This is a genomic window from Variovorax paradoxus, from assembly GCF_040544635.1.
GTDB classification, from domain to species: Bacteria; Pseudomonadota; Gammaproteobacteria; order Burkholderiales; family Burkholderiaceae_C; genus Variovorax; species Variovorax paradoxus_R.
Genome location: NZ_JBEPKJ010000013.1, coordinates 138531 through 154170 on the forward strand (window position 1 = coordinate 138531; position 15640 = coordinate 154170).

A 15640-nucleotide genomic window follows, 5' to 3' on the forward strand; every position below is an offset into this window, starting at 1 on the left:
ACCCAGGAAGTGACATGAGCAACATCATGCTGAAGGTCGATGACCTGCACACAGCCTACGGTCAGAGCGAAGCCCTGCACGGAATCTCGTTCGAGGGCCACGCCAACGAAACCGTAGCCATCATGGGGCGCAACGGCATGGGAAAGACCACGCTGTTCAAAAGCCTGATGGGCGTGCTTCCCATCAAGAGTGGGCGCATTGAAGTGGCGGGCCAGGACGTGTCGCGCGACGAAAGCTTCAGGCGCGTGGCCAAGGGCATTGCCTACGTGCCGCAGGGCCGCATGATCTTTCCGACATTGACCGTCGAAGAAAACATTCAGACGGGTCTCGAGAACTCGAAGACAAAACGCATTCCCGAAGAAATTTACGCGCTGTTCCCCGTGCTCTGGGAAATGAAGCGCCGCAAGGGCGGCAACCTCTCCGGCGGCCAGCAGCAACAGCTGGCCATTGCGCGCGCCCTCGTCACAGACCCCAAGGTGCTGCTCCTCGATGAGCCTACCGAAGGAATCCAGCCTTCGATCATCAAGGACATTGCCAAGGCCCTCAACGAGATTCGCAAGCTGCGCGGCATCACCATCGTCGTGTCCGAGCAGGTGCTGAGCTTTGCGATGGACGTGGCCGACCGGCTCTTCGTGATCGAGGGCGGCCGGCTCGTGCACGAGACCGCGCGCGACAAGACCGATGTGGATCACATCAAAGCTTATCTCTCTGTTTAACCACAACCCAGGAGCCACTGCAAATGACGGACACGCTGATCAAGGTCGACCTGACCAAGTCACCCACCGAGAACGAAATGATCCATAACCGCTGGCATCCGGACATTCCGATGGCCTGCTGGGTCAACCCGGGAGACGACTTCATTCTCGAGACCTTCGACTGGACCGGCGGCTTCATCAAGAACAACGACAACGCCGACGACGTGCGCGACATCGACCTGAGCACCGTGCACTACCTCTCCGGCCCCGTAGGCGTGAAGGGCGCCGAGCCCGGCGACCTGCTGGTGGTCGACCTGCTCGACATCGGCGCCAAGCAGGACAGCCTCTGGGGCTTCAACGGCTTTTTCTCGAAGAAGAACGGCGGCGGCTTCCTGACCGACCACTTTCCCGAGGCGCAGAAATCCATCTGGGACTTCAAGGGCATGTTCACCAGCTCGCGCCACATCCCCGGTGTGAACTTCGCGGGCCTGATTCACCCCGGCCTCATCGGCTGCCTGCCCGACAAGCCCATGCTCGACATGTGGAACGAGCGCGAGCAGAAGCTCATCGACACCGATCCGACCCGTGTGCCCGGCCTCGCCAATCCGCCGTTCGCCGGCACCGCGCACATGGGCAAGATGACCGGCGAAGCGCGCACCAAGGCGGCAGCCGAAGGTGCACGCACCGTGCCGCCGCGCGAGCATGGCGGCAACTGCGACATCAAGGATTTGTCGCGCGGCTCGAAGGTGTTCTTCCCGGTGTACGTCGACGGTGCGGGCCTTTCGGTGGGCGACCTGCACTTCAGCCAGGGCGATGGCGAGATCACGTTTTGCGGGGCCATCGAAATGGCCGGCTGGGTGCACATGAAGGTCACGCTCATCAAGGGCGGCATGGCCAAGTACGGCATCAAGAACCCGATCTTCAAGCCGAGCGTGATCACGCCGCAGTACAACGACTACCTGATCTTCGAGGGCATTTCGGTCGACGAGGCCGGCAAGCAGTACTACCTCGACGTGAACGTGGCCTACCGGCAAGCGTGCCTCAACGCCATCGAGTACCTGAAGAAGTTCGGTTATTCGGGCGCACAGGCCTATTCGATTCTGGGCACGGCACCCGTGCAAGGCCACATCAGCGGCGTGGTCGACGTGCCCAACTCTTGCGCCACGCTCTGGTTGCCCACGCAGATCTTCGACTTCGACATCAACCCGAATGCATCGGGGCCTGTGAAGATGATCGACGGCAGCATAGACATGCCGCTTTCGCACGACCTGGTCTGACGCGCCCATGCCTACCTACGACTACGCCTGCGGCCAATGCGGCGGCTTCGAGGCGCTGCGGCCTTCGGGGCAGCGCGACGAGCCGGCCGCTTGCCCCGACTGCGGGTGCGCATCGCCACGCGTACTTTCGGCCGCACCGCGGCTCGCGCTGATGGCCTCGGGCACACGCCGTGCAATGGAGACCAACGAGCGCGCAAGGCACGAGCCGGGGAGTTCGCGCGACTACGCGCGCTTCAAGCATCCGGCGGGCTGCGGCTGCTGCTCGGGTTCATCGCGGCGCAGTGCGACGGTGACCGCGCCCAGCGGCGCCAAGTCCGCGCCGTCGAAGCGGCCCTGGATGATTTCGCACTAATACTGGGCTAACGGTGCGGGACGCGCGGCTCCTCGGAGTCGCCCCGATTGTTTCAATCTCGTGAACGCCGTGATTCGTTTTGCGGCGTTTTTTCATGGGTGTTCGGGATCAAACTTCATCTCACCAACCAACCCATTAGGAGATTGAAATGAATGCCTCGAAGATCCTCGCTGCCGCTGCTCTCTCGCTCCTGGCTGCTGCCGGTGCACACGCAGAAACCTATGAAGGCGTGCTGACCGTTAACTCGGGCGTGTCGCGGTCCGAAGTGGCACCGCAAGCTGTTGCCGCCGCTCGCGCCGGCAACGAATACAGCGAAGGCGCCAGCGCCGGCGCACAAGCCTTCACCTCGACCGCCGACCGCTCGGTGATCCAGGCCGAAGCCGTTGCCAAGGCGCATGACCCGCTGGCAAGCCTCGACCGCCGCGCGTTCTACCGCGACGAAGTGCCGCAAGCCTACAAGAAGCCCAGCGTGTCGTTCACGCGCCAAGCTGGCCTCTAAGCCGATCTTTCTCTTTGATCGACGCAATGAAAAACGGGCCCGCAGTGGGCCCGTTTTCCGTGGCTGCCGAAAGCTGGCGCATCGGCCTGCCGCGCATCCGCATCACTCCCGCGCAAGCACGAATCTCTTGCGGATGCCGCTCGCTGCCGAAGGCGCCACCCACAGGTCGAACTCGCCCGGTTCAACCGTCGGCTTCATGTCGCGGCCGATGAACTGAAGGTCGTCCGCGCGCAACGTGAACTCGACCACCTTCGATGCACCCGGTTCGATGCGCACCTTGAGGAAGTTCTTGAGCTCGCGCACGGGCCGCGTCACGCTTGCGGTGCGTTCGACGGCATAGAGCTGCACCACTTCCTCGGCTTCACGCTGGCCGGTGTTGGTGACGGTGGCGCGCACGCGCAGGGTGCCGCCGAGCGGTAGCCGCTCCTGGCTCAGTTCCACGCTGTCGTAGCGCACCGGCGCATAGCCGATGCCATGACCGAAGGGGTACAGCGCCTGGTTCGTTGTGTCGACGTAGCGGGTCTTGAAAGCCATGGCCTGGTCGTTGTCGGGCAACGGACGGCCGGTGCGCTTCTGGCCATAGTAGAAGGGCACCTGGCCGGAGGTTTGCGGAAAGCTCACCGGCAGCCGGCCCGAAGGATTGAAGTCGCCGAACACCACGTCGGCAATGGCGGTGCCGGTCTGCACGCCCAGAAACCAGGTGACCAGAATGGCGTCGGCATTGCGCACCGCGCCCCTGAGCGCCATCGCGCGTCCGTTGCTCAGCAGCACGACCACGGGCTTGCCGGTGGCGGCCACCGCTTCGGCCAAGTCTTGCTGCGCCTGCGGAAGGCCGATGTCGGTGCGCGAACGGGCCTCGCCCGACATGAGCTGGCCTTCGCCGATGGCGAGCACCACCACGTCGGCGTCGCGCGCGGCGGACACCGCAGCCTCGATGCCGCCCGCCAGCGGCGACTCGATGCCCGAGCCGCGCACCACGGTCAATGCCGAAGGGTCGCGCAGCGCGGCACGCAGGCCGTCTTCGATGCCGACCGGGGCCGATTGGCCCGGGAACAGGCTCCAGGCGCCGAGCAGGTCCTGCGTGCCGGAGGCAAAGGGCCCGATCAGCGCGATCTTCTTGCCGGACTTGGGCAGCGGCAGCACTGCGCGTTCGTTCTTCAGCATCACGATGGAACGGCGTGCGTCCTCGCGCGCCAGCGCAATGTGCGCGGGGTTCTCGGCGCGGGCCTGCGCCGGAGGGCCGTCGAGTCCGCGAAAGGGCTGGTCGAACAGGCCGAGCTTCTGCTTGACCCACAGCACGCGGCGCACCGCATCGTCCAGCCGGCCCATCGGCACTTCGCCCGAGGCCACGAGCTCGGGCAGGTAGCGCATGTAGAGGCCGCTCTGCATGCTGACGTCGGTGCCGGCCAGGAACGACTGCTTCGCCGCTTCCCGGCCATTGGCGGCGTAGCCATGCGCAATCAGTTCCTCGTCGGCCGTGTAGTCGGAAACGACGAAGCCCTTGAACTTCCATTCGTCGCGCAGCACGCCCGTCAGCAGCGCGGGGTTGGCAATCGAGGGAATGCCGGAGATTTCGTTGAACGCGCTCATCACCGAGAGCGCGCCCGCGTCCAGCGCGGCGCGGAATGGCGGCAGGTACACCTGGCGCAGCGTGCGCTCGGAGATGTCGGTTGCGGCGTAGTCGAGCCCGCCCTCGGCGGCGCCATAGGCCGCGAAGTGCTTGGGCGTGGCCAGTAGCGAATCGGCGCGCGAGAGGTCGCTTCCCTGGAAGCCGCGCACGCGCGCCGCCGCGAACAGGTTGGCCAGGTACACGTCTTCGCCCGCTCCCTCGATGCCGCGGCCCCAGCGCGCATCGCGCGCAATGTCCACCATGGGCGCAAAGGTCCAGCGAAAGCCGTCGGCGCTGGCTTCAATCGCCGCCACGCGCGCGGTGCGCTCGGCGAGATCCGGCTCCCAGCTCGCGGCCTCTGCCAGCGGCATCGGGAAGATGGTGCGAAAGCCATGGATCACGTCCGCGCCGTAGAGCAGCGGAATGCCCAGGCGCGATTCGCGCACGGCCACTTCCTGCAGCACGCGCTTGCGTTCCAGCCCCTGGTTGTTGAAAAGGCCGGTGAGCCGGCCGGCGCGCACGTCGTCGATCTCTTGCTGCGCATTGCGCTGGCCGACCTGGGGGTTGCCGGGAATGTTGGTGTCGGCGGGGCCGTAGAGGCTGAGCTGGCCCACTTTCTCCTCGACCGTCATGCGGGCGACGAGCGAATCGATGCGAGCGTCCGCGACCTGGGAGCCCTCGGCGGTGGCCGGGGCTGCGTGGGAGACGGGGGAGAGAAAACAGGCCAGGCCCAGCAGGGCCGCCATGGCGGGGATTCGAACGTGCATGGCCCGCCATTCTCACGCCAAAGCCTGACCGCACGGCACGGCCGGTCTTTGGAGCTGTTACACCCGGTTTAAGAGTGGTCGCGCATGAGGCGCAGTTGCCTCAGTTCCATGCGCGCATCATCGCGCAGGCACGGCCACCGGTTGCCGCTTGCGCAGCAACAGCCATCCGAACAGCGGGGCCGTGATGTACATCACCACCGAATAGATGGCGGCCGGCAGCGCCAGCGGAAAGCTCCCGAGCACGCTCACCGCGATGAAGATGGCCAGCGTGGAGTTGTGGATGCCGATCTCGTAGCTGATGGCGGTGGCCAGCGGCTTGTCGAGGCCCGCGGCGCGGCTCAGGTAATAGCCCGCGAGCAGGCTCAGGAGGTTGAACAGCAGCACGGGCAGCCCGATCTCGGCGAAGGTCGCGGTGATGGTCTTCCACTCGTTCGCAATCGCAAGCACCGTCACCACCGCCAGCACCACGGCGCTGAAGATCTTGGTCGGCTTTTCCATGCGCGCCGCGAAGCCCGGCCGGCGCGAGGCCACGAACATGCCGATGGCCACCGGCACCAGCACGATGGCGATCACCTCCACCAGCTTGCGCGTCTGCAGCGGCACCACCTGGCCGCTCTGCGCGAAGTGATTGATGGCCCAGTTGGCGATGAGCGGCAGCGTGACGATGGACAGCAGCGTGTTCACGGCCGTGAGCGAGATGTTCATGGCCACGTTGCCACCGAACAGATGCGAGAACAGGTTGGCCGAAATGCCGCCCGGCGAGGCCGCGAGCAGCATGAGCCCGATGGCGAATACCGGCGACAGACCGAAGCCGACGATGATGGCGTAGCAGGCCAGCGGCAGGCCGACGACCTGCAGCGCGAGCGCAATGGTCACCGCCTTGGGGTGCTTGAAAAGCCGACGGAAGTCGTCCAGCGAAAGCGAAAGACCGAGCCCGAACATCACCAGCGCAAGCGCGCCGAACAGAAAGCGGGTCACGATGAGCGTAGCGTCCATGCTTGTTGTCTCCTCTTCTTGCTTCTTCTAAAAAAATGGCTGCCGGCACCTGTCGCGCAGGCGCTGGCAGCCGTGGAAACCGGAATCGGCGCGTCTTATTGCTTGTAGCTGTCGTCGATGCGGTCGAGCTTGCGGATCAGCGAGGGCCAGACGAACTGGCCGCCCAGGCCGCCCGTTTGGACCTTCATCGCCTGGCCCACGCCTTCGACGATCTTCGGGTTCACCTGCGTGAGTTCGCCGCCGCCCGACTGCGCCGCAATCTGGATCTGGCAGGTGTTCTCGAAGGTGTACATCGAAAGGAATGCGTCTGCAATGGTCTTGCCGCAAGTGAGCAGGCCGTGGTTGCGCAGCATCAGGAAATTGGCGTTGCCCATGTCGGCCTGCAGGCGCGGCTTCTCGTCGTCGCGGAAGGCCACGCCTTCATAGTCGTGGTAGGCCAGCGAGGCCAGCACGAAGGTCGATTGCTGGCTGATGGGCAGCACGCCGTTCTTCTGCGCGCTCACGGCAATGCCGGCCTTGGTGTGGGTGTGCAGCACGCACTGGATGTCTTCGCGCGCGGCATGCACCGCGCTGTGGATCACGAAGCCGGCCGGGTTGACGGGGTAGGGCGAGTCGATGATCTTGTTGCACTGCTGGTCGACCTTGACCAGGCTCGACGCGGTGATCTCGTCGAACATCAGGCCGTAGGGGTTGATCAGGAAGTGGTGCTCGGGCCCGGGAATGCGCGCGCTGATGTGCGTGAACACCAGGTCGCTCCAGCCGTAGAGCGCCACCAGGCGGTAGCAGGCGGCAAGGTCGACGCGCAGTTGCCACTCTTCGGCGGAGACGAGTTTCTGGATTTCGGATTGGGAGTTTGCGTTCATGGTGAGTGTTCCTTTCTGGGGTCAGGCGGTGGCCGGTTCTTTCAGCACCGTCTTGTAGATGCTCTGCTTGGGCTGCGCCATCAACCGGCGCAGCATGGGCTCGAATTCGCCGATCGGCAAGGTCTCGGCCTTGGGGTCGAAGGCCGGGTTGTCGTACAGCGCGCAGAACTCGGCCGTGCGCTCGTAGTGCGGGTGGCTCTTGAAGTTGTCGCGCATGTCGCGGTCCAGGCCGATGTGGTGAAAGAAGTAGTGGCCCTGGAAGATGCCGTGGTGCTGCACCATCCAGTGGTTGGCTTCGCTCACGAAGGGTTTCAGGATCGCGGCCGCGATGTCGGGATGGTTGAAGCTGCCGAGCGTGTCGCCGATGTCGTGCAGCAGCGCGCACACCACGTATTCCTCGTCCCGGCCGTCGCGCAGCGCGCGGGTCGCGGTCTGCAGCGAATGGGTGTAGCGGTCGACGGGAAAGCCGCCATAGTCGCCTTCGAGGATCTGCAGGTGCTTGATCACGCGGGCGGGCAGGCCGCCCGCGAACTGCATGAACTCGCCGCCGATCAGTTGCCAGTCTTCGCGCGTGCTCTCCTGCATGCTCCTGAAACTCGCCCGTTCGCTCATCGTGTGGTCTCCGTTCTTGTGGGGTGCCGGCCACTGTAGACCTGTGCTTGACGTGGAACTGTCAAAAATTTGACAATGCGGGGGTCTGGTAAACCCCGCCCTGAGGCGCTTCGAGGCACTTTCGTTCCCGTATGCCCGCCCCCAAGCTGCGTCTTTCCGCTCCCCACCGCACCGCGATGGAGGGCAATCCGTGGTTCACGAGCATGCCGCGCGCGCAGCGCGACGCCCTGGTGGGCGCAGCCGAGCTCATTCACCTGCGCCGCGGCGCCATGGTGTTTCGCCAGGGCGATCCGGTGCATGCGGCGGGCGGCGGCTTCTACGGGCTGGTGGCCGGCACCATCAAGATTTCATCGCTGCGGCAGGACGGGCGCGAGGCCATCCTGGCGGTGCTGGAACCCGGCAACTGGTTCGGCGAGATCACGCTGATCGACGGCTCGCCGCGTACGCACGACGCCACCGCGCTGGAGGCGCTCGATCTGCTGGTGGTGCCGCCCGAAGCTTTTGCCCAGCAGATGCACGACGTGGTCTTTGCCAACGCCATGGCCGCGATGCTGGCCGCGCGCGTGCGCATGCTCTACGGCCTGACCGAAGACGCCACGCTGCGCAGCCTGCGCGCGCGCGTGGCGCACCGCCTGCTGGTGCTGGCGCGCGGCGACGCAACGCAGTCGGTGCACCTTCGCCGCACGCTGATGCTGCCGCAGGAGGCTCTGGCCATGATGCTCGGCGTCACGCGCCAGACGCTTTCGAAGGAGCTCAACGCGCTGGCACGCGACAAGCTGATTTCGCTGAGCTACGGGCGCATCGAACTGCGGTCTGTCGATGCGCTGCAGGCGCTGGTCGGCAGCGGCTAGTTCAGCCGCATTCAGCGCAGCACGCGGCCGTCGGCCGAGATGCTGATCAGGTCGATGTTTCTCGAGGGATCGCGCAGGCCCGGGCGCAGATTGACGCGAAAGCCGCCCACGTCGTAGTCGGTCATGGCGGTCATCACGCGCTGCAGGCTCGCGGTGGTGAAGCCGCGGCCGGCGCGGCGCACCGCTTCGCCCACCACCTTGGCCGCGATGAAACCTTCGAGGCCTTCGTACGAAGGCGTCTGGTCGGAGTTGTCGACGGCGGCGCGGTATTCCTTGACGATGGGAATGGCCGAGGGCCGCGGCGACGGCACCACTTGCGAGATCACGATGCCGCCGATGTCCTTGCCGAGCTCGGCGTAGAGCGGGTCGATGCCCACGATCGAAAAAGCCATGAAGCTGCCGGTGTAGCCGCTCTTGCGCAGCTTGCGGATGGCGTTGGCCGTGGTGCCCGAGAGCGACACCAGCACGATGGCCTGCGGCGTCTGCTGCTGCACCGTCTTCAGCGCCGCGTCGAGCTTGTCGCCGCCTGCGGGAACCATGGCGGTGGCCACCAATGCGGGGAGCTTGAGTTCGGTAATGGCCTGCTGCACGGCTGCCAGGCCGGCGCGGCCCATGGCATCGTCGTCGCCCACCAGCGCGATGCGCGTCTGCCCCACGGTGGCGCACTGGCGCACGATCTTCAGGGCTTCGTCGATCATGCCGGGACGCACGTGAAACACGTTCGGGTGGCTGGCCTCGCGCAGCGAGTCGGAGGCGGCGAAGGGTGCGAACAGCAGGTTGCCCTGCTGCGCGGCGACGCTCGCTCCGGCGTCGCTGCTCGCGGTGCCCACGAAGCCGAACAGCATGTCGGCCTTGTCGGCGCCCAGCAGGGTGCGGGCATTGGCGGTGGCACGGGCGGCGTCGTAGCCGTCGTCGAGCTGCAACAGCTTGAGCTGGAGGCCGCTGGCGGCATTGCGTTCGTTGAAGTCGCTCACGCCCAGCCGGCTGCCGGCTGCGAAGGCCAGACCGATTTCGCCGGCCGCGCCGGTCAGAGGTACCGACTGGCCCAGCAGCACGATACGCGCGCCTGCCGCCGCCTTGGTGGATTGCGAAAGCGCTGCAAGAGGAAGGCTGCTGCCCAGCAGCAGTGCTCCGCACGCCTTGCCCAGTACTTTTCTGCGAGAGCCGTCCATATGCCACCTTTTGCCAAAATTAGTAAAAAAGTGTAGCAAGTTCGGTGCCTGTGGGGAAGGCTCCGGCTGCAATCGAGTTGCGGGCAGCCTAGGACCGAAGGCCCTGAAGAAGCGCCAGCCTCGAGGCCGGGAAGGCTCAGATCAGACGCGCTGAAACACCAGGTCCCAGACCCCATGGCCCAGCTTGATGCCGCGGTTCTCGAACTTGGTCAACGGCCGGTACTCCGGCTTGGGCGCGTAGCCTTCAGCGGTGTTGCGCAGCAGCGGCTCCGCGGACAGCACTTCGAGCATCTGTTCGGCGTAGGGCTGCCAGTCGGTGGCGCAATGGATGTAGCCGCCCGGGCGCAGATGCTCGGCGAGCTTTTTCACGAACCCGGGCTGGATCAGCCGGCGCTTGTTGTGGCGCTTCTTGTGCCACGGGTCGGGAAAGAACACATGCACGCCGGCCAGTGAATCGGGCTGCAGCATGTGGTCGAGCACATCGACCGCATCGTGGGCGCAAATGCGGATGTTGGTGATCGATTGCTCGCCGATGCGCTTGAGCAGCGCGCCCACGCCGGGCTCGTGCACTTCGCAGCAAAGAAAATTGGTCTCAGGCATCACCGAGGCGATGTGCGCGGTGGCTTCGCCCATGCCGAAGCCGATTTCGAGCACTGTGGGTGCGGCGCGGCCGCCGAAGGCCGCCGTCAGGTCGAGCGGTTCGGGCTTGTAGGGCAGCAGGAACAGCGGGCCCAGCTCGGCAAAGGCGCGCGCCTGGCCGTCGGTGGTGCGGCCTGCGCGCTTCACGAAGCTCTTGAGGCGGCGGTGCAGCGGGTGCGGTTTGTTATCGGCCGCGTCGTCGCTCGGCGGGGAATCGTGGGGCACGGTGTCGGGAAAGGTCATTACGGCCGCGAATTGTAGAGACCGCGCCATTCAGGCACCCAGCCGGCCAATGCCGATGCGCAAGAGCCACCCTGCGCCGCGCCCAGGCCGAGCACCCGCGCGGCAGCATCGAGGGAGGCCAGCGCGGCCTCGGGCGTTGCGGTGTCGATGGGCGTGGCGCCGTTCTGTTTGGAGAGCTTGTCGCCATCGGCGCCGCGCACCAGCGGTGTGTGCAGGTAGCCGGGCGTGGGCAGGCCGAGTGCGCGTTGCAGCAGGATCTGGCGGGCCGTGTTGTCGGCCAGGTCTTCGCCGCGAACCACGTCGGTCATGCCTTGCTCGGCGTCGTCGATCACCACCGCGAGCTGGTAGGCCCAGGGGCCGTCGGCACGGCGCAGCACGAAATCGCCGACTTCGCGGCTGACGTGCTGGCATTGGCGGCCGAGGCGGCGGTCGGTCCAGCAGAGCTCGCCCGACGGAAGCGCCGGCTGGGCGGATTCGAACTTCTCGGCGGCGAAGCGCCAGGCCCGCGCGGGTTTGCCGTGCAAGCCGTTGCGGCAGGTACCGGGGTAGACCCGCTCCCCGTGCCGCGCGTGCGGCCGGCCAAGCCGTGCCAGCGCCTCGTCGATGTCCTTGCGCGAGCACCCGCAGGGGTAGGCAAGGCCGAGGGCCTGCAGCTTCGCAAGCGCCGCGTCATAGCGCGCAGTGCACAGCGTCTGCCAGACCGGGGCTTCGTCCGGCAGCAGGCCGCAGTCGGCCAGTTGCCGGAGGATGTGTTCGCCCATGCCGGGCAGGCAACGCTCGGTGTCCGCGTCTTCGATGCGAATCAGCCAGCGCGCCTCGGGTCCGCGGGCGCGCACGTCGAGCCAACTCGCAAGCGCGGCGACCAGCGAGCCGGCGTGCAGCGGGCCGGTGGGCGAGGGCGCGAAACGGCCGGTCTCACGCATCCTTGGATCAGATCACCGCAAGCGCCAGTGAAAGGCCCGAGAGGAACGCATCTTCCACCCGATGGCCGATGCACCAGTCGCCGGCCACGCCGATGCGTGCCTTGGCGTCCCAGAGGTGGCTCTTGCCCACGGGGACCTGGGTCTGGGCTTCGGTCCAGCAGCGCGCCTGGGCGTGCGTGGGCGCGGCATGAATGCCGGTGATCTCGGAGAAGGCGCGCAGCAGCTTGGCTTCGACGCGCGCGGTGTCGTCGCGCAGGTGCTCTTGCGACCAGGCGGCGCTGGCCTGCAGCGTCCAGCGCTCGACGCGTTCGCGGCCGGGCTTGGACGACTCACGCGCGAGCCACGCCACGCGGTGATGGGTGCTGCGCGCCGCGTTCCATTGCGGGCCGAGGTGCGACATGTTGGCCTGGTTGGCCTGGGGAAAGGCAATCATCAGCGTCCAGCAGGGCGCGATGCGCACCGGTTCGATCTTCTTGCTGAGCGTTGCCGAGAGCTTGCCGTCGCCCAGCAGCGCGCGTGCGCGGGAAGGCGGCACGGCCAGCAGTACGGCGTCGAAGCCCGAGTACACGTGCTGCGAATCGTCTTCGCCCGCGGTGCGCAGCTGCCAGCGCTTGGGGTCGAGCGCATCGGGCTCGATCTGCGTGACCTGCGTTTCAACCACAAGGTTGTTGCCGAGCGGCGCGGCCCAGTGGGCCACCAGGGCATCCATGCCGGGCTGGGCCACCCAGTGCGATTCGCGCCCGGGCAAGGCCGCTTCGGCCACGCGGCCGTGCGCATCGAGCACGCGCACGAGGTTGGCGCTCCATGGCCGGCACAGGTTGGGCGTGGCTTCGAGCGCCAGCGCGAAGCGGGCGTCGCGCACGGTGAAGTACTGCGCGCCGCTGTCGAAGCGGCCGAATGCGGTGTCGATGCTCGCCATGCGCCCGCCGGGCGCGGCCTCGCGTTCGAACACCGTGACCTTGTGTCCGGCCTGCGCCAGCGTGCGTGCACAGGCCACCCCGGCAATGCCGGCGCCCACGACGGCGTAGTGGCGCGGTGCGGCCGGGGTTCGGTGGCGGTCGGTGGCCTTTGCCGTCTTGGCAGTTGCGCGAGTGGTCATGAGGGACTCTTTTCTTGTGTAGGGGAGACGATGGATGTGTTCGGACTCTACAACGGTCTGCGAAGAGGCTGCCGCGCGGCTGCGGGGCGACGGCTCGTCAGCGTCCCCGGTGCCGCTCGAGCAGCGCCCGCCGCGTGGCCTCGTGGTCGAACTGCGCGAGCCACCATTCGAGCGCGCGCCCCGGTCCGCCCGCGCTGCGCACGCGCCATGCGCAGTGCATGGTCGCGAGCGGCGGCTTGCGTTCGGTCTTGCGTTCGACCAGGTGGCCGGCCTCGATGTAGGGCCGTGCCATCGGTTCGGGCAGAAAACCGCCGCCAAGGCCATGCAGTTGCGCGTTCAGCTTGGCATGCATGCTCGGCACCGTGAGCACGTCTTGTCCGCCGACGAGGTTGACCGTCATGCTGGGCCCGCTTCGCACCGAGTCGGCGGCGGCCACTGCGCGATGCTGGCGCAGTACCGCATCGGTCAATGGCTCGGGCAAGCGCGCGAGCGGATGGTGCGGCGCCACGGCATAAACGAAACACAACTCGCCGATCGGCCGGCTGCGGATGCCCGTGGCGGTGAAAGCCAGGCTCGCTGCGTCAAGCACGGCGCCGATGGCCAGGTCGGCCTCGCCGCTGGTCAGCGCCTCGATGGTGCCGAGCAGCGTTTCGTCGCGCAGCTTGAGCCGCGTGGGCGGTTCGAGCGCGAAGAAGGCGGTCGCCAGGTCGAGCAGCGGGTCGCGCGCGATCACGCTGTCCACCGCAATGGTGAGCATGGGCTCCCAGCCGGTGGCCACGCGCTTCACGCGGTTGGCCACGGCATCGATTTCGCCCAGCAGCCGCGCCGCCTCGCGCAGCAGTTCGGCGCCCGCTTCGGTGATGCGGGCCTGGCGCGCACTGCGGTCGAACAGCAGCACGTCGAGCGCGTCTTCGATCTGGCGCACGCGGTAGCTGAGCGCGCTGGGCACCAGGTTGAGCGCGCGCGCCGCGCCTGCAAAGCTGCCTGTGCTGGCCACGGTCTGCAGCATGGCGAGCGCGTCGGGGGTCAGTACGTCTCTGGCGCTGGGCATGGCGGCTCCGTCAAATGGTCGATCGATTGATCAAAAAATTTGAATGATGCCATCAAAACCCGGCGCTTTTAAGGCCGGGGTGCGGACCTAAAGTTCTTCACATCCGCTGCGCATCCGGCGCGGCATACGAAGAAGGCCCAAGCACCCCCTCGGGGAAAGGGCCAAAGGAGTTCGACGATGTTGCAAGTCCGTAAATCACAGGAACGCGGTTATGCCGACCATGGCTGGCTGCGCTCGTTTCACAGCTTTTCTTTCGCTGGCTACTACGACCCGGCCTACATGGGCTTCGGCAACCTGCGGGTAGTCAACGAAGACCGCGTGGCCGCCGGCGCCGGCTTCGGCACCCATGGCCACAAGGACATGGAAATCATCAGCTATGTGCTTTCGGGCGAACTGGCGCACAAGGACAGCATGGGCAACGTGGAATCTATTCCACCGGGCGACGTGCAGCGCATGAGCGCGGGCCGCGGCGTGATGCACAGCGAGTTCAACCACAAGGCCGACGAGACCACGCATTTCCTGCAGATCTGGATCGAACCGAACGTGCGCGGCATTGCGCCCGGCTACGAGCAGAAGAAGTTCAGCGACGCCGAGAAGCGCGGCAAGTTGCGCCTGGTGGCTTCGCCCGACGGTGCCGACGGCTCGGTGACGGTGCACGCCGACGCTCGGCTGTTCGCGGGCCTGCTCGACGGCGACGAGAAGGCCAGCCTGGCGCTCGACCCGAAGCGCAAGAGCTATGTGCACCTGGTGCGCGGCGAGCTCGAAGTCAATGGCCAGAAGCTCTCGGGCGGAGACGCCGCGATGCTCGAAGGCGAATCGCAACTCACGCTGGGCGCCGGCAAGGATGCCGAAGTGCTGGTGTTCGACCTGGCGGCCTGAAGAGGCGCGCTCTTATTTTTTGTTTTCCGTTTCTTTCAACTTTCAACAACCGAGGAGTTTCATCATGACAACCACTGCATTCAACGCATCCGCCGCCACCACCCCCACCGCTGTCCAGGACACGCTGGCACTGGTTGGCCGCGTCCTGCTCGCACTCCTGTTCGTGCCGGCCGGCTTCAGCAAGCTCATGGGCTTTGCCGGCACGGTGGGTTACATCTCGTCCGTCGGCGCACCGCTGCCGCAGGTTGCTGCAGCCATCGCGATCATCGTGGAGCTGGGCCTGGGCCTGATGCTGCTCGTCGGCTTCAAGACGCGCCTTGCGGCCGTCGTGCTGGCGGTGTTCACCGTGGCGGCGTCCGTGCTGTTCCACAACTACTGGAGCATGCCCGCCGACAAGGCCTTCGTGAACCAGCTGATGTTCTTCAAGAACATTGCCATTGCCGGCGGATTGCTCGCCTTTGTCGCCTTCGGTGCTGGCCGTTTCAGCATCGACAGGAAGTAAGCTGACCCCCAAGGCTTCGCGTCAACGGCCATCGTTTCCACTCAGGAGAATCATCCAATGCCCAACATAGTCATCGTGTTTCATTCCGGCTACGGCCACACCCAGCGCGTGGCGCAAGCCGTGGCCGATGGCGCGGATGCGCAGCTGCTCACCATCGATGCGGACGGCAACCTGCCCGAAGGCGGCTGGGAGACGCTGGCCGCGGCGGACGCGATCATCTTCGGCTCGCCGACCTACATGGGCGGCGTGAGCTGGCAGTTCAAGAAGTTCGCCGATGCGTCGTCGAAGGTCTGGTACACACAGGGCTGGAAGGACAAGCTCTTTGCGGGCTTCACCAACAGCGCCACCATGAACGGCGACAAGGTCACGACCATGGCCTACCTGTGGACGCTCGCGATGCAGCACAGCGGCATCTGGGTCAGCATGGGCATCCTGCCGACCAACAACAAGGCAGCCACGCGCGATTCGATGAACTATGTGGGCGGCTACGGCGGCCTGCTGACGCAGTCGCCTTCGGATGCGAGCCCGGCCGAGATGTTCAAGGGCGACTTCGACACCGCGCGCGCCTTCGGCGAGCGCATCGCCGAAGTGGCAAGATCGCGCGGGTAGAA

The 15640-nt window shown here is 66.2% G+C and carries 17 protein-coding genes; 8 read left to right on the plus strand and 9 right to left on the minus strand.

The window, feature by feature from the left end; translation table 11 throughout:
* Positions 1-26: 26 nt before the first annotated feature.
* The 4 genes from urtE to ABIC94_RS21560 all read left to right on the plus strand — a co-directional run bounded on the left by urtE (position 27) and on the right by ABIC94_RS21560 (position 2823).
* Positions 27-716, plus strand: a complete 690-nt coding sequence (gene urtE / locus ABIC94_RS21545) for an urea ABC transporter ATP-binding subunit UrtE (RefSeq protein WP_354375077.1) — start codon at positions 27-29, stop codon at positions 714-716.
* 23 nt (positions 717-739) lie between these two features.
* The gene (gene fmdA, locus ABIC94_RS21550; protein ID WP_354375018.1) at positions 740-1972 is read left to right on the plus strand and encodes a formamidase; all 1233 of its coding nucleotides are present in this window, start codon (positions 740-742) and stop codon (positions 1970-1972) included.
* A gap of 7 nt (positions 1973-1979) precedes the next feature.
* Positions 1980-2324, plus strand: a complete 345-nt coding sequence (locus ABIC94_RS21555; protein WP_126746929.1) for an FmdB family zinc ribbon protein — start codon at positions 1980-1982, stop codon at positions 2322-2324.
* Positions 2325-2472: 148 nt separating this feature from the next.
* A complete protein-coding gene (locus ABIC94_RS21560) occupies positions 2473-2823 on the plus strand; it encodes an alpha/beta hydrolase (protein ID WP_126746930.1) in 351 nt (116 codons plus the stop codon).
* Positions 2824-2925: 102 nt separating this feature from the next.
* On the opposite strand, the gene ABIC94_RS21565 is transcribed toward ABIC94_RS21560, so the two are convergent.
* The 4 genes from ABIC94_RS21565 to ABIC94_RS21580 all read right to left on the minus strand — a co-directional run bounded on the left by ABIC94_RS21565 (position 2926) and on the right by ABIC94_RS21580 (position 7670).
* Positions 2926-5199, minus strand: coding sequence for a glycoside hydrolase family 3 N-terminal domain-containing protein (locus ABIC94_RS21565; protein WP_354375019.1), 2274 nt, complete (start codon positions 5197-5199; stop codon positions 2926-2928).
* 117 nt (positions 5200-5316) lie between these two features.
* On the minus strand, positions 5317-6195 hold the full coding sequence (locus ABIC94_RS21570) for a bile acid:sodium symporter family protein (RefSeq protein ID WP_354375020.1): 879 nt from the start codon (positions 6193-6195) through the stop codon (positions 5317-5319).
* Positions 6196-6290: 95 nt separating this feature from the next.
* Positions 6291-7058, minus strand: a complete 768-nt coding sequence (locus ABIC94_RS21575; RefSeq protein ID WP_126746933.1) for a class II aldolase/adducin family protein — start codon at positions 7056-7058, stop codon at positions 6291-6293.
* 21 nt (positions 7059-7079) lie between these two features.
* Complete coding sequence (locus ABIC94_RS21580) at positions 7080-7670, minus strand: HD domain-containing protein (RefSeq protein WP_354375021.1); 591 nt, start codon at positions 7668-7670, stop codon at positions 7080-7082.
* 131 nt (positions 7671-7801) lie between these two features.
* Here ABIC94_RS21580 and ABIC94_RS21585 point away from each other — a divergent pair, with 131 nt between their 5' ends.
* Positions 7802-8521 carry a Crp/Fnr family transcriptional regulator gene (locus ABIC94_RS21585; protein ID WP_354375022.1) on the plus strand — a complete coding sequence of 240 codons (720 nt, stop codon included), beginning with the start codon at positions 7802-7804 and terminating at the stop codon, positions 8519-8521.
* An 11-nt stretch (positions 8522-8532) separates the two neighbouring features.
* Here ABIC94_RS21585 and ABIC94_RS21590 read toward each other — a convergent pair whose 3' ends face one another.
* The 5 genes from ABIC94_RS21590 to ABIC94_RS21610 all read right to left on the minus strand — a co-directional run bounded on the left by ABIC94_RS21590 (position 8533) and on the right by ABIC94_RS21610 (position 13648).
* The gene (locus ABIC94_RS21590; protein WP_354375023.1) at positions 8533-9693 is read right to left on the minus strand and encodes an ABC transporter substrate-binding protein; all 1161 of its coding nucleotides are present in this window, start codon (positions 9691-9693) and stop codon (positions 8533-8535) included.
* Between the two features lie 141 nt (positions 9694-9834).
* Positions 9835-10575: a tRNA (guanosine(46)-N7)-methyltransferase TrmB gene (gene trmB, locus ABIC94_RS21595; RefSeq protein ID WP_354375024.1), complete on the minus strand. Its 741-nt coding sequence runs from the start codon at positions 10573-10575 to the stop codon at positions 9835-9837.
* A complete protein-coding gene (gluQRS, locus tag ABIC94_RS21600; protein WP_354375025.1) occupies positions 10575-11498 on the minus strand; it encodes a tRNA glutamyl-Q(34) synthetase GluQRS in 924 nt (307 codons plus the stop codon). Before gluQRS ends, trmB begins: the two co-directional genes overlap by 1 nt.
* 7 nt (positions 11499-11505) lie before the next feature.
* A complete protein-coding gene (locus tag ABIC94_RS21605; protein ID WP_354375026.1) occupies positions 11506-12597 on the minus strand; it encodes an NAD(P)/FAD-dependent oxidoreductase in 1092 nt (363 codons plus the stop codon).
* Positions 12598-12694: 97 nt separating this feature from the next.
* Positions 12695-13648 (minus strand): LysR family transcriptional regulator, encoded by a 954-nt coding sequence (locus ABIC94_RS21610; RefSeq protein ID WP_354375027.1) that lies wholly within the window; start codon positions 13646-13648, stop codon positions 12695-12697.
* Between the two features lie 177 nt (positions 13649-13825).
* On the opposite strand from ABIC94_RS21610, the gene ABIC94_RS21615 reads away from it, so the two are divergent.
* The 3 genes from ABIC94_RS21615 to ABIC94_RS21625 all read left to right on the plus strand — a co-directional run bounded on the left by ABIC94_RS21615 (position 13826) and on the right by ABIC94_RS21625 (position 15638).
* Complete coding sequence (locus ABIC94_RS21615; protein WP_354375028.1) at positions 13826-14527, plus strand: pirin family protein; 702 nt, start codon at positions 13826-13828, stop codon at positions 14525-14527.
* Between the two features lie 64 nt (positions 14528-14591).
* Positions 14592-15029: a DoxX family protein gene (locus tag ABIC94_RS21620; RefSeq protein WP_354375029.1), complete on the plus strand. Its 438-nt coding sequence runs from the start codon at positions 14592-14594 to the stop codon at positions 15027-15029.
* A 57-nt stretch (positions 15030-15086) separates the two neighbouring features.
* Positions 15087-15638 (plus strand): flavodoxin family protein, encoded by a 552-nt coding sequence (locus tag ABIC94_RS21625; protein WP_354375030.1) that lies wholly within the window; start codon positions 15087-15089, stop codon positions 15636-15638.
* Positions 15639-15640 lie beyond the last annotated feature (2 nt).

Excerpts from the sequence above, each read along its gene's own strand:
- trmB (WP_354375024.1), bottom strand. The coding sequence starts at position 10,575 with ATGACCTTTCCCGACACCGTGCCCCACGATTCCCCGCCGAGCGACGAC.
- ABIC94_RS21625 (WP_354375030.1), top strand. The coding sequence starts at position 15,087 with ATGCCCAACATAGTCATCGTGTTTCATTCCGGCTACGGCCACACCCAG.
- urtE (WP_354375077.1), top strand. The coding sequence starts at position 27 with ATGCTGAAGGTCGATGACCTGCACACAGCCTACGGTCAGAGCGAAGCC.
- ABIC94_RS21555 (WP_126746929.1), top strand. The coding sequence starts at position 1,980 with ATGCCTACCTACGACTACGCCTGCGGCCAATGCGGCGGCTTCGAGGCG.
- ABIC94_RS21570 (WP_354375020.1), bottom strand. The coding sequence starts at position 6,195 with ATGGACGCTACGCTCATCGTGACCCGCTTTCTGTTCGGCGCGCTTGCG.
- ABIC94_RS21610 (WP_354375027.1), bottom strand. The coding sequence starts at position 13,648 with ATGCCCAGCGCCAGAGACGTACTGACCCCCGACGCGCTCGCCATGCTG.
- ABIC94_RS21620 (WP_354375029.1), top strand. The coding sequence starts at position 14,592 with ATGACAACCACTGCATTCAACGCATCCGCCGCCACCACCCCCACCGCT.
- ABIC94_RS21605 (WP_354375026.1), bottom strand. The coding sequence starts at position 12,597 with ATGACCACTCGCGCAACTGCCAAGACGGCAAAGGCCACCGACCGCCAC.
- ABIC94_RS21590 (WP_354375023.1), bottom strand. The coding sequence starts at position 9,693 with ATGGACGGCTCTCGCAGAAAAGTACTGGGCAAGGCGTGCGGAGCACTG.
- ABIC94_RS21585 (WP_354375022.1), top strand. The coding sequence starts at position 7,802 with ATGCCCGCCCCCAAGCTGCGTCTTTCCGCTCCCCACCGCACCGCGATG.
- ABIC94_RS21615 (WP_354375028.1), top strand. The coding sequence starts at position 13,826 with ATGTTGCAAGTCCGTAAATCACAGGAACGCGGTTATGCCGACCATGGC.
- fmdA (WP_354375018.1), top strand. The coding sequence starts at position 740 with ATGACGGACACGCTGATCAAGGTCGACCTGACCAAGTCACCCACCGAG.
- ABIC94_RS21560 (WP_126746930.1), top strand. The coding sequence starts at position 2,473 with ATGAATGCCTCGAAGATCCTCGCTGCCGCTGCTCTCTCGCTCCTGGCT.
- ABIC94_RS21565 (WP_354375019.1), bottom strand. The coding sequence starts at position 5,199 with ATGCACGTTCGAATCCCCGCCATGGCGGCCCTGCTGGGCCTGGCCTGT.
- gluQRS (WP_354375025.1), bottom strand. The coding sequence starts at position 11,498 with ATGCGTGAGACCGGCCGTTTCGCGCCCTCGCCCACCGGCCCGCTGCAC.
- ABIC94_RS21580 (WP_354375021.1), bottom strand. The coding sequence starts at position 7,670 with ATGAGCGAACGGGCGAGTTTCAGGAGCATGCAGGAGAGCACGCGCGAA.
- ABIC94_RS21575 (WP_126746933.1), bottom strand. The coding sequence starts at position 7,058 with ATGAACGCAAACTCCCAATCCGAAATCCAGAAACTCGTCTCCGCCGAA.